This is a genomic window from Hominimerdicola alba, assembly GCF_900109655.1.
GTDB lineage: Bacteria > Bacillota > Clostridia > Oscillospirales > Ruminococcaceae > Hominimerdicola > Hominimerdicola alba_B.
Window position 1 is genome coordinate 201,414 of the sequence record NZ_FOAT01000002.1, and the last position, 13,133, is coordinate 214,546.

Annotated in this window: 11 protein-coding genes and 6 tRNA genes; all 17 read left to right on the top strand. The window is 38.6% G+C overall.

The window, feature by feature from the left end:
- The first annotated feature begins 205 nt into the window (after positions 1-205).
- The 17 genes from BMY75_RS03050 (at position 206) to BMY75_RS03130 (ending at position 12,912) form a co-directional block, all read left to right on the top strand.
- Positions 206-661 carry a GNAT family N-acetyltransferase gene (locus BMY75_RS03050; protein WP_081350431.1) on the top strand — a complete coding sequence of 152 codons (456 nt, stop codon included), beginning with the start codon at positions 206-208 and terminating at the stop codon, positions 659-661.
- 645 nt (positions 662-1,306) lie between these two features.
- Positions 1,307-1,381: transfer RNA gene (locus BMY75_RS03055), tRNA-Leu, on the top strand.
- Positions 1,382-1,387: 6 nt separating this feature from the next.
- Positions 1,388-1,460, top strand: a tRNA-Leu gene (locus BMY75_RS03060).
- A 3-nt stretch (positions 1,461-1,463) separates the two neighbouring features.
- A tRNA-Leu gene (locus tag BMY75_RS03065) sits at positions 1,464-1,536 on the top strand.
- 32 nt (positions 1,537-1,568) lie between these two features.
- Positions 1,569-1,793 carry a helix-turn-helix domain-containing protein gene (locus BMY75_RS03070; RefSeq protein ID WP_074829528.1) on the top strand — a complete coding sequence of 75 codons (225 nt, stop codon included), beginning with the start codon at positions 1,569-1,571 and terminating at the stop codon, positions 1,791-1,793.
- An 18-nt stretch (positions 1,794-1,811) separates the two neighbouring features.
- Positions 1,812-1,884 (top strand) — tRNA-Leu (locus BMY75_RS03075).
- Between the two features lie 5 nt (positions 1,885-1,889).
- Positions 1,890-1,965 (top strand) — tRNA-Glu (locus tag BMY75_RS03080).
- 7 nt (positions 1,966-1,972) lie between these two features.
- Positions 1,973-2,056 (top strand) — tRNA-Tyr (locus BMY75_RS03085).
- Positions 2,057-2,732: 676 nt separating this feature from the next.
- Positions 2,733-3,479: a tyrosine-type recombinase/integrase gene (locus BMY75_RS03090; protein ID WP_074829530.1), complete on the top strand. Its 747-nt coding sequence runs from the start codon at positions 2,733-2,735 to the stop codon at positions 3,477-3,479.
- A complete protein-coding gene (locus tag BMY75_RS03095) occupies positions 3,476-3,793 on the top strand; it encodes a type II toxin-antitoxin system RelE/ParE family toxin (RefSeq protein WP_074829534.1) in 318 nt (105 codons plus the stop codon). The genes BMY75_RS03090 and BMY75_RS03095 overlap by 4 nt, the downstream gene beginning before the upstream one ends.
- A gap of 817 nt (positions 3,794-4,610) precedes the next feature.
- Positions 4,611-5,900, top strand: a complete 1,290-nt coding sequence (locus BMY75_RS03100) for a radical SAM protein (protein ID WP_074829537.1) — start codon at positions 4,611-4,613, stop codon at positions 5,898-5,900.
- A complete protein-coding gene (locus tag BMY75_RS03105; RefSeq protein ID WP_074829540.1) occupies positions 5,887-6,885 on the top strand; it encodes a radical SAM/SPASM domain-containing protein in 999 nt (332 codons plus the stop codon). Before BMY75_RS03100 ends, BMY75_RS03105 begins: the two co-directional genes overlap by 14 nt.
- A gap of 53 nt (positions 6,886-6,938) precedes the next feature.
- Positions 6,939-7,172, top strand: coding sequence for a hypothetical protein (locus BMY75_RS03110; protein WP_074829543.1), 234 nt, complete (start codon positions 6,939-6,941; stop codon positions 7,170-7,172).
- 64 nt (positions 7,173-7,236) lie between these two features.
- Positions 7,237-8,208, top strand: a complete 972-nt coding sequence (locus BMY75_RS03115; protein ID WP_074829547.1) for a hypothetical protein — start codon at positions 7,237-7,239, stop codon at positions 8,206-8,208.
- Positions 8,209-8,261: 53 nt separating this feature from the next.
- Positions 8,262-9,869, top strand: coding sequence for an ABC transporter ATP-binding protein (locus BMY75_RS03120; protein WP_170844237.1), 1,608 nt, complete (start codon positions 8,262-8,264; stop codon positions 9,867-9,869).
- The gene (locus BMY75_RS03125) at positions 9,857-12,241 is read left to right on the top strand and encodes an ABC transporter permease (protein ID WP_074829554.1); all 2,385 of its coding nucleotides are present in this window, start codon (positions 9,857-9,859) and stop codon (positions 12,239-12,241) included. Before BMY75_RS03120 ends, BMY75_RS03125 begins: the two co-directional genes overlap by 13 nt.
- Positions 12,242-12,249: 8 nt before the next feature.
- Positions 12,250-12,912, top strand: a complete 663-nt coding sequence (locus BMY75_RS03130) for an ABC transporter ATP-binding protein (RefSeq protein WP_024859123.1) — start codon at positions 12,250-12,252, stop codon at positions 12,910-12,912.
- Positions 12,913-13,133: the final 221 nt, after the last annotated feature.

Consider the following 13,133-nt stretch of genomic DNA (forward strand, 5'->3'; position numbering starts at 1 on the left):
ATCGAATAAAAGAAATATAATCTGACACGTTATCAAATAAAATATACCACAAAAATGAAAATATATTATTAACCATCGACGAAATCAAAACTAAATATCTTTCAGCCCATCTGAAATTATATTTTGATTCTCCCGACTTGATGAAACCGAATGATTATGGTATAATGATATGGAACGAAAAAATACATCCGAAAGGTGAAACGAAATGATAGAAACAAACAGATTAAAAATATATGCCGCATCTCAGGAGAATATGGAAGCTTTCATTGAAGCGCAGAACGTAGAAATCCTGAAAGCGGCATACACAGAAATGCTGAACGGCTGTCTGGCTCATCCTCATCAATGGGAATGGTATGCGATATGGATGATCGAACTGAAAGACGGCACGCATATCGGAGAACTCTGTTTCAAGGGGCTTTCTGCCGACGGTATAGCAGAGATCGGATACGGTATCTCCGAAGAATATCAGAACAAGGGTTATGCTGCCGAAGCAGTCAAGGCAGTTTTAGATTGGGCATTCGCACATACCGAAGTCAACGCAATTGAAGCGGAGACCGATCCCGATAATACCGCATCAAAAAGAGTGCTTGAAAAATGCGGATTTGCTCTCAATGGAGTTATCGGCGAAGAAGGTCCGAGATGGGCTGTATCAAAGCGCTGAAATTATCCGTCTTCGTACCGATATACCGAGCAAAGCAGATCAGAGAGGAGAAAAGTATGATAAAAATAATGTTCGTTTGCCACGGCAGCATATGAACGAATCTTCTCAAACGCCGTAATTTCAAGGGTTTGAGAGCACCAAAAAGTCATTTTACCACAGGTTTACCACAGAAAATGGCCCGAATTTGCGTACATTCTATTGGACACTTTTGATTTATCATGGCATACCGACCTACCCATATGGCAGGATTGGTCGGTATGCCGTTTGCATCTTGCGGGAAATATTTTGGATAGTTCCGCAGATGGATTTTTGCGCTATTTGAACTCTGAAAAATATACCCACAGTTTACTTGACTATCGGAAACGTCTGTGCTATAATATAGCCAACGAAGCAAGTAAAGCTCAAAAATCTTATGAAAGGAAGTAACTGAAATGAAAAAGTTCACTATGACTAATCTGTATAGCTATAACGAATTATATCTGAGCCTCTATCTCGAAAGTGAAGAGACTCTATTTGTCGTGCATACAGAACGTAGTGAATGTGCCGGAACGCCCGTCACAAGCATTTCAGGATAACCTTTTTGTAATATCTCTGAAACGAAACACCGTCTGTATGCAAACGAAATACAGGCGGTGTTTTTATTATGTCCGTGTGATGGAATTTGGCATACATACTTGTCTCAGACACAAGGTTTTGGGAGTTCGAATCTCCCCACGGACATCCATTGCAGGATTGATGGAATGGAATACATGACAGCCTCAAAAGCTGTATTTTAAGGGTTCGAATCCCTTATCCTGCATAAGCTCTTGTAGCCCAATGGCAGAGGCGGCGGATTTAAACTCCGCAAAGTATGAGTTCGACTCTCATCAGGAGCATCAGGTGATATTACAAGAAAGGAGAGATTTCAATGCCTATTATAGATGTAGCTGCGACAGGTGCGAACATCAAAGCCATGATGCGCTCAAAGGGCTTCAAGGTAGCTGATGTTCAGGCAAGGTGCGGTTTCAATACTCCCCAGGCTGTTTTCAAGTGGATGCGCGGAGACACCGTGCCCACCATCGACAACATGATAATTATCGCAGATATGTTTGGCGTGACTATCGACCAGATAGTTGTAGTCAAGCGAATATGACTGCTTCGGCGGTCATACGTCCGTGTGGTGGAATGGCAGACACACCCGGCTAAGAACCGGTACACTGAGGGTTCGACTCCCTCCACGGATACTAATGGCGGATTCGTCTAATCAGGTTTAGGACATAAGGCTTTCAATCTTAAAATGCCGGGTTCAAATCCCGCATCCGTCATAAATATGGGCAAGTCTGCATAGCGGCGATTGCAGCGGACTGTAAATCCGTAACATCAGAAACACCGTAGGTTCGAGTCCTACCTTGCCCATCATTTTCTCACTCTATCCGAATCCTTCTCACAACATTTGCTTGTAGAAGGGATTTTTTGTTTCTCGATCCTTCGCATAGAGCAGTATCATAACGCCTGCTCGACCATACGCAGGTTTACTTTTCCTCGACAACTGTATAATGCGAAGCTTTGCGGTCATTCGTTGAAGTAGAGCGTTTCCATGAGGAAAGCTCAGCATTTAACTGCCCGAGTTCTTTTTCTCTGCCGATAAACATAGCATCACATCTTTTCTGAAAACATTTTCTCTGAATTTTAATTCAGTATAATGGTGTTGTATCACAGTACGGTGCGTATGTCAAGTATTTGAATGAGCTTTCTGTGAAAAAATTATTCAAAAAGCAAAGCTGTTGTCTTAGGTCAGCTGTTTTTTCTCTATAATTGTGAAAAATCCGAGGTCGGTGACGATCTCGGATTTTTAGTATTTTATGCCAGAAAAATGCTTGGTCTTTCGTGAAATAAGCAATATCACGAACGCTTGTAGTATAAAGTATAATGTAAATTGGATACGTATATTATTTACAACATTTTACAGATTATTATTATATCATTAATAATAATTTATGTCAAGTAAATAGTGATATATTCGTGAATATGATGGAATTTACATGAAAAAAACGTCACAAATTGATAATAATTAAATTTGGAGGAAAAAGAAATGACCAAGGGAAGTACATATTTACGAAAAGATGGTCGTTGGGAGTCGCGGCTTTCGCTGGGTGTAATTAACGGAAAACGTCAGTCAAAGTCGTTCTACGGAAGAACTAAAGAAGAAGCAGAGAGAAAGCTGATCGAATCTATCATGGAGACTGTCGGGCTCGGATTAACGGAAATGACCGTCAAGGAACTGTGCGTCGAATGGCTTTCGGTCAGCAGTCTTCGGGTCAAGGAGTCTACGCTTGCTAACTACCGAATGAAAATAAAAAAACACATCATACCGCATTTTGGCGATAAAATGTGCTGTGAGGTCACTTCTAAATCGGTGTATGAATTTATGCATAAAAAGCTGGACTGGGGTCTATCCCCGCGCTATGTTGCCGACATCATGGTGTTGCTGAAAACAGTGTTTAAGTATGCTCAAAGGGAGTATAGCATTTTAAATCCATTTGATAATATTGTTATGCCGAAAAGTACCAAATCAGAGGTTAGAATACTGACCAAGAGCGAGCAGAAGAAGCTGAAAGCCTATCTGAAAAAGAACATAAATCCGATAACACTTGGCATTACGCTTGCTCTTGCGATGGGTCTGCGAGTTGGTGAGGTCTGCGGGCTGAAGTGGGATGACATTGACTTCAAAAAACGTACATTGACCGTCAACAGGATCGTTCAGCGAATTTCGGTGAACGACGGCGAGTACAAGACCAAGGATGCCTTTTCACAGATTAGAAAAAAGCACGGCTTATGAGTTATAGTATAGTGATCACCAAAACAGCTCTAACCGATATGGATAATATCTATGAATATATTGCTTACCATCTCAAAGAGCCTGGAATAGCTGCTGACTTACTGAGAAAACTTGAAGTGTGTATCAACAGCCTTGACGAAATGCCATTTAAGTTCAAGTTCAGGACGTATGAAGTTGGACCTTGGCGTTCGAAAGGAATGCACATAATGCCCGTAGACAATTATGTTGTCCTGTATACGCCAAACGAGGATAGACAGGTCATGACTATAAACCGAGTGTTTTATGGTGGCATGGATATTCCAAATCAGATGTAAAAATATATATGTTATACTGGGAGCATCGATATAAAAGTCGGTGCTCCTTTATTATTTTCAAGGGGAGAAAATAAAAGTGGAGAAACATTTTTCAGTAGTCATAGCCACTGCTTTGGTATTGTCGCTATCAAAAAAATTGTTTTAATAATTTTAGTCAAGTACGTAAATCGTTTACAAATATTATTTGCATGCATTTAAAATAATGAAATTATCTATTGTTAATTATTGAAGACTTGTAATAATATTATAGTATATACTTATTGATTAATTAAATCACATTGTGCATAAGTAATGAATGTTCTCTCAGATTAATTTTGATTGATTGCAAACTATACAATTCGAAAATAAGCCCCTCAAAACTATTGACAAATCAGGCTTAATAGTATATAATAACTATAACGACACGACATAATGTCTGTTCTATTGATTATATTCTATAATTAACAGCGGTGATTAATACCAGCTTAACGGCGTATTAATATCTATTAATTATTCGATTCGCTATTTATATAATAACTGTCCAAAGAGTAATGAAGGTATTATTCTATACTTAGAGTAAGTGTAGTATACAACTTAATTTTCTTCTTGCAACTACATTAAATACTACATATTATTTCGCTGCTAAATCGGATTAAATGAACTTCATAGATAAGTAATTTTGCTTAATTCAATAAATTATTACGACATTCTTGACATCGATGACTCGAATATAGAAAAATTCAACCGAGGAATCATTGAATACGGCAGACAACAGCAACCACTTGTCTGGCAGATATAATTAAACAAAAAACTCATTTTCAAGGAGGCAAATGATTATATGCTTAACAAAGCAAAAGTCGAATTTTCAGAGTATACAAAGATTTTTTCCAAAAACAGCAAGAGTCTTGTTGCTAATATCAGAACCGGCAATTGTCTGTTTCTTAGTGATGAGATAGTCAGCATATACAAGCGTGCTGAAGCTGAGAATATGTTATTTGAACAGCTTTTTGCTTTTGTTGAAGACGATAGCTCCAGAGAACTGCTTGTCAAAATATCTGAAAGACTTGATGCTTTGAAGATGTGGAAGCACAACGAAAATGAGCTTCTCACTTTGAGAAAAAGCAAGGTTTCTCTTGATATAACAAATCAATGCAATCTGCGATGCAGACATTGCTGTATATCAGCAGGAGATGATCTTAGAGGCAATGAACTTTCTACTGATGAGATTTTTAAAATAATAGACCGCATGATGCTCTTTGATACCGATGATGTTACAGTATCGGGAGGCGAGCCTATGTATAGGAAAGATTTCTTTGAGATCACAGAAAAGATACGCTCTGTATACAGTGGTTCTTTATCTATCATGACAAACGGCACACTGATAAAGGATGAAGCAACAGCTAAGTATCTTACCGAAAAGTATGATAACTTCAACCTAAGTCTAGACGGATATGATGAAGCATCTTGCGAAGCTATCAGAGGAAAAGGCGTATATGACAAGGTCATAAATGCAGTAAAGTTCCTTCGTAAATATACAAATAGGATAAGTCTTTCCATGATAAGAACATCTGATAATATGGATAATACTACACAATTCAGAGAACTTTGCAAGTCACTTGATGTTCTTCCCGTCATCAGAGCATTTGAACCTGTCGGCAGAGGCAGAGAACTTTATGATCAGGTGACGGTAGATAGAGAAAACGATATAAGCTGCATAAACTGGAATCGTGTCGAGGATAATTTTGTTTCAAATAAGCTTTACAACTACCAGCCCCAGATATTTGCCTGTCAGGGTGCTGTTACAGAATTCCAGATTGACCAGAAGGGCGATGTTTTCCCCTGCCCGATGTTTATGGATGATGAATACAAGCTGTTCAATATCCTTGATATTGAAGACCCCGAAGAGTTTATTTCATCAAGAAAATATCTTACGTCGGAGGGATATTATAATTTCTCAAGATATCTGCCCGAAAATGTACCGCATTGCTCGAATTGTGAAAAACAGCTTATGTGTTTTAGCTGTGCAGCCGAGATAAAAAAGATGATGGTCAGTGGAGATATCGAAAGGCGCTGTGCTGAATACAGCAACTATTTCGATTTGTACTGGAGAGATTATGAGCGCGTTTAATATCTGGATAACTGAAAAATGCAACCTTTGCTGCTCCTATTGTTATGAGGGAATAAAGCGTAACATAGCGATGGATGATGAAGTAATAGAAAAGACTATCTCTTTCATACAGGAACATATGGAGCGTGGAAAGTCAAACATGATAAATTTTCATGGCGGAGAGCCTCTGTTAGCTCTGGACGGCATTGAAAAAATAATGGTCAAGTGCGGCAAATTCGGAAGATTTGGCTATTCGCTGACTACCAATGGTACAGTAATGAATGACCGTGTTATAGATGTGCTGAAAAAGAACAATGTATACGTATCTCTCAGCATTGACGGTACGGAGAAAGTGCATGACATCAATAGAAAAAAGCATGACGGTACCGGTTCCTATGTTTATGCGATAGGCGCACTTGAGGCGTTAATGGAAGAAAAAATCGATGTAAGGATAAGGATGACTGTTACCCCTGATACAGTGGAAAGATTGTATGAAAGCGTAACAAGTATCGCAAGCATGAATGTTAAGACCATTGTTGGAATGATCGATCTTTATGACAATCGCTGGACTGATGAACTGTTTGATACCCTTCAGGAACAGCTGATAATGATATATACAGCACTTGATGAGAACGATACAACGGAATTCTCATTCTACAGTGATATAAAACAAAAATTGAAAAAAGGGCTCTGTGACGGAGGTGTGACGAACTTCAATATCGCAGCAGACGGAAATATATATCCTTGCTCTTGTATGGTAAATGATGCAGAACATATCATAGGTTCTGTGTTCAGTGGCATAGATAACAGATTATTAGATAAATATATGGTCTATTACGATAGGAGAAATACCACCTGTGATGGTTGTAGAAATGAATATACCTGCCTTTCAATGAGATGCAAGTATACCAACAAATCGCTTACGGGCGACTACCTGACTGCTTCACCTATGATATGCAAATTAGAGCATATCATGCATGGTATTCGGGTAAAGAATAATGCTTAGATCAGGTTAAACTGCCTGATTTAATAAAATAGTATAGGAAAGGAAGTGACAACATGAAAATCGAAAAGATCACAGATGCTTTTGTAAATGAGTTTGATGCTCAGGCACAGAGTTGCTATGATGACTGCAATGAGTACCGTGGTTCCGCTCGCGCTAATATCGATGAGCAGATAAAAGGTGGTCGTCAGTACTGGGGATTTGATATTGATGAGTATAAAGAAATAACAGCTAATGGCCACATTTACTGCTATCGTGACAAGACTCCTAAGACATGCATTTACTGGTAAAAAGCATAACGAAAAACAGGGCGTGACCATACGCCCTGCTTTTTGTGTTCTAGAGGATAAAAATATGATGAAATTTAATCTTGCAGTCATTGATACTGCTTTGAATATAGATGCCATTCCTGAAAGTATCAGGAACAAAATTGTTATTAAAGACTACTTTGGGCGTGATACCAAAGCGACCCACAGCGCGATGGTGATAAATACAATTCTGAAATATACTAATGCCGATCTAATAGAGAAGATATATCTGTATAATATTTTCACAAAAGAACACCAAGGCAGTGGCCTTGCAGCATTTAATGCGCTAGAAGACATTTTGAAGAATAATGATGTGGACATCATCATAATGTCAGTAACACTGGCTAACAAGGAACGCTATGAGCAGACTAAAGATATCTGCAAAAGGCTAGCACTATCTGGTGTTACGATAATAGCGGCTGATTCAAACAGACCCTCGGATGGTCTATGCTATCCGTTTTCTTTTGAATGCGTATATGGTATAAGCCAGGGCGCGTTTACAGAAAAGCCATATTATTGTGTTAATGATATGGAAACAAAGCATATCTCCGGTGATGCCGAAGCTGAGTTCATCAATTGTGGGAAAATCGGTTCGTGTCTATTCGGCGGGACGAGCAAAGCTGTTCCAAAATTTGCTGCTGCCATCATAAATGCCTTTGTAGATGAAAATGACAACAGCTGTGATAAAATAGAGGCGTGGATCAAGAAAAACACTCTTTCCGAAGAAGATAATATTATACATCAGATAAGAGAAAATGCTCTATCCTGCGAATTTAGCCAGGAAATTCTGGATGAACTGTCAGGTTATATAAGCGAATGTCCTGTAGATATAAGCTGCCTAGGCGAGACCTCACCCACCTTTGAACTTTGTGAACTGGGCAGCTGCGAACTTTTTAAGTTTCTCACATATATGCTTGATAAGTTCAGAATATCTGCAACGCCCGAGAAGATGAGATATACAGATTTTGCGACCATCGGCAGTTTATGTGCATATATAGGGGAGAAGATTCATAAATGAGGAAAGTTCCATTTTTTAAAAAATATCATATAAAAACGATGATTTCGTTTTTTATGAAATTTAAAAAGTATTATTTTGTATCACTTTTCCTGACGCTCATTTCTTCCATTATACTTTATCTTGCACCTCTCATCAATATACTTATATTTGATAAAGGATTAAAGAACAAGGATCTGAAAGTGCTATTTTTCTCTGTTATGCTGCTGCTGGCAGCGAATGCCTTGACGGAGATATTCAATATAATGCAGATGAGATTCGATATGTTCCTTAACTACAAAATGTCTAAGGGGCTAAAAACCAAAATACTTGACTACTGCATCGATAATTCCTTTTTTGCTGACAAGTCGGGAGAATATGTATCCCTGCTCGAACGGGATGCATCTTCATACATAAGCCTGGCTTATAAAGAATCCATCAACTTTGTAAGAAATATAATAAGCGCAGTTTCCTCAATGATAATCGTGATAAAATTACAGCCAGATCTTGCTCTGGTATCTGTAATATTGCAGTCGATGCTGATAATTGTACGTCTGAAGACACAGGGCATCGAAGAGTTAAAGGGTAAAGAGTCACGCAACAGTTATATAGCTCTGCACTCCGCTATCAACGAGATAGTGCTGAATATGAAGAAGATATCCTTGCTAGGTGCAGGAAGTTTTGCGAAGAAACGATATGAAAAAGCTCTGGACAATGAGTATAAAGTCACCAAGTCACAGACTATGTTTTCGAGCATGATACAGTCGTTCATCTCATTGACGATGAACGTAGTTGGTGGTATAATACTATTGTGGGGCGGTTACAAGGTCATCCTAGGTACCCTTACTGTTGGAGCCCTTATCTCATTCAACCAGTACGCTTCCTCACTTTCATCACCGATAATCGGTCTTATCTCTATACCATCTAACTTTGCTTCAAAATATGATACTATCAATAAAATATCAACCATCCTTGAAAGAAAAGATACTGACCCCAAAATAAATATTGACAGCATTTCTGAGATAAAAGTATCAAAGCTTTCATTCTCATATGATACAGAAATGATATTCCATGATGCAAAGGCAAAGTTCAAAAAGGGACACATTTACTACATATGTGGTCAAAGCGGTGTTGGAAAGTCTACGCTTTTACAGCTTATATCAGGTCAGTTGAGAAATTACAAAGGTACGATAAAATACAACGATTCAAACCTTCAAGAGATAGGCACAAAGAACATTTCCGACCTTGTTTCCGTTGTGATGCAGGAAAGTGTACTGTTCAATGATACTATTCTTAACAATATCGTTCTTGATCAAGAGATAGACTTAGAACGCATAAAGTATCTTTGCAGGATATGCAATATCCTAGACGATATTGAAGAACTGCCCGATAAATTCGATACTATTGTCTCAGAAAAGGGTGACAGTTTCTCAGGCGGTCAGAAAAGCAGACTGTGCCTTGTACGAGCACTTTATAAAAACCTTCCAGTCCTTATCATAGATGAGATAACTGCCGGGCTTGACGGAATAACAGAGCGCAATATCAGAGAGAACCTCTCTGAGGTAGTCAGCGACAAGATAGTTATAATTGTTACACACAGCAGCAATTTCATTATTGATAAGTCGATAATTTATAACATAAACGATCATAAAATAAAGCAGGGAGAACCCAGATGTTTAAAATAGTATACAGATATATCCTGAGAAATAAAAAGTATAGTATAAGCGCAATAATAGGTATCGTTGTATCGACGATGCTGATGTTCAGTATGATACAGATCAGCGCAAGCTATATTATTTCATACAGGTCTTTCATTAGTTCGGGAGCACCGCAGGATTTTTACGTGGTGGATCTTAGTTATGATGAACTTACAGCTATAAATGAAAAGTTCAGCAATATGGGAAAAGATAAGCCTGACAGATACCTTTCTACCATTTACGTTGGCGATATGGACTATGACCTCTCGAAAGCATCAGTCATTATGGGATACGAAGGTGATCTGGATTACTTCAAGAAAACTTCGCTTATAAGCGGTGAATACCCTTCAGCGGAAAACGAGATGTGCGTAGAGGAAAGCTACACAATATCCAATCCCGAACTGAAAATAGGCGATGAACTTACGCTTGTTTTTACAATGACAGATCAGACCGATGAGAAACAGTTGAAAGTCAGCAGAACTTTCAAAGTATGCGGAATAATAAAAGACACTATGGATACGGGAAATTTCTTCTTTACCGATCTAAAAACAGCCGCAGATATCTATAGCGAAAACGGTCTGCCATGCAGCAAATCCAATTCGATAACAGTCGAAGCAGAGGAAGGAAACCTCAATGAAGACAAGCAAGTCATTGCGGTTAATGCTATAAGCGATATTGTAGTTGATGGGACTCCCGAAGATAGAAGATATTTCAACTACGAACAGCTTATCCGAAATGAAGAAAAGACTGCGAATTACGCTGAAGAAGGTTCATTCAGGGCTGTATCGGTGGGTATATTTCTGCTGTCCCTTATAATCGCAGTCTGCCTTACGATATTCGTCTATAATACGATCACTCTCAGCTTTGCCCGCAAGATAAGTGTTTTCGGTACTATGCGCTGTATCGGTCTAAACAACAGGCAGCTCATACGGTTCATTCTCTCTGAGCAGTTCCTGATTGTATCGGCAGGAACGATCATAGGTATGGCATCAGGTGCACTGCTTAATCTTGCTGTGGCCGAGAAGATAATGTCTGCACTGATAAATACAGCCGCAAGCATGAAAGTAGAACAGAAAGTATCCACCTATCTGATTACCTATCTGCTTACCCTTGTTTCGGCATTTATTGCCTGCCTTAAACTTATACTTAAAATCAGGAAGACCAATCCTGTAAATATAAGGACATTCAATGCCACCAAAAAGATGCTCACAGAAAAGACAAAAATGTTTTCTTCAAAAAATTATCTTTTTGGTCTTGCTTTACGTAATCTTAGAAGGAACTTTGCAAAGAGCGCCATACAGACTGTTACACTAACTGTTAGCTTTCTGCTATGCCTGGTGATAAGTAATGTATTTGCGGTAGTAGGTTTCAATTCTGTCAAGACCGCAGCCGATTTCAGTGATTATTCAATACAGACAAATATCACCGATCTTAAAAGTGAAAATAACTGCTTCACCGAAGCCGATCTGGAGCAACTGTGTTCTACGGATAAGGTAGAAAAGGTATATACAGAGAAATGCTTTGTTGATTACACTTGGGACAAGGCAAAACAACAGGACGAAGACGATAATCTTCAGGTGATGCTGTATGACGATGAACTCTGGATGCAGTTCTCGAAAATCAATGGAATCACTTATGACGGTTCAAAGCCATTTTCCGTATTGATATCAGAGAAAGAGTTTAAAGAGGTAGAGATATATTCACGGGATACTGATAATAAGTTCTCTGTGAAGCCAGATCACTGGTTTGCTGCTGCCAGCCAGCTGAATTATGCGCTGTACCACAACAGTAATACTCTGATAATTAATGAAAAGCTGGCAGAAAGCAATAATATGGAAAACAAAGGCTACTGTGCATTCCTTGTCAAAACGGATCGTTCAATGACCGAGCTTTCAGCTATGACATTTTCAGCTTCTGATGTATATGTTACCGATCTTCACGACGGACGTGCAGAATCTGAATCACAGCTTATCGGTATGATTATCATATCAGGATATATAGTTATTGCGACAATAGTGCTCAGTTTTATGATAATAAGCAATACTATCAAGGAGAATATGACAAGCAGAAGGTCGGAATATGGCGTTATGCGAGCTATGGGTCTGAAACTGAAAGATCTGTGGACAGTAGCCTGCTATGAGAACCTTGTGCTTTCACTAATAGCAGTTCTTATAAGTATACCACTTTCTCTTATAGTAAACGTGTATATTTCCTTTGTACTGTTTGATAAGATAAAAATTTCGATACTTGCATATCTGCTCGTAAATCTGATATTCATAGGTGCGATAGAACTGTTTGCATATTTCAATATCAAGGGCAGTACAAAAGATTCGATAGTAGAAATGATATATGAAAGGTAGTGATGATCATGGGTATTATTTCATTAAAAAACGTAAACAAATACTATAAAACAGGCGATAACTCCTTTCACGCATTAAAGGATATTAACCTAGAAATCGAAGAAGGAGAGTTCGTTGTTATACTTGGAAAAAGCGGTTCGGGAAAAAGCACTCTGCTTAATGTCATCGGGGGTCTTGACGGATATGATTCGGGTGATGTTATCATGGAGGGTTTCAATTACCAAAATGCTGATGATACTTTGATGTCAGACCTCAGATGCAGAAAGATAGGATTTGTTTTCCAGGCTTACAATCTCATACCGGTACTCAATGTTTATGAGAATATCACTTTCCCGGTAAATATAGGCGGCGGAAATGTGGATAAGAAATACATAGCGAATGTAATAAAAGAGCTTGGACTTGAAGGCAAGGAAAAATCTTTTCCTAATCAGCTTTCTGGCGGACAGCAGCAGAGGGTTGCCATAGCAAGAGCTCTTGCCAATAAGCCCAAGATAGTTCTTGCAGATGAGCCAACAGGAAATCTAGATACCGCTATAAGCTCAGATGTAATAGAATTACTAACTCATGGAGTTAAAGAGTATGGTCATACTCTTGTAATGATAACACACGATCCTGATATCGCTCAATTTGCTGACAGAATTGTTACTATTGAAGATGGTAAGATCGTTTAAACTCCATGAGAAGCAAAAATTGAAGAGTCAGCAATGAGGCAAGCACTTTAAAAACTCTTTATTATCTCCGCGAAATTGCCTATGATACAATTAAAAGGTGATAATATCTTTTTCTTTCTAATACTTCAGCTTAGGAAAGTGACCAAAACAAAATCCGTATTTCCTACAGATGACAGCCTTTTCAAGATGCTGTATCTGGCTATGAAGGACATCACGAAAAA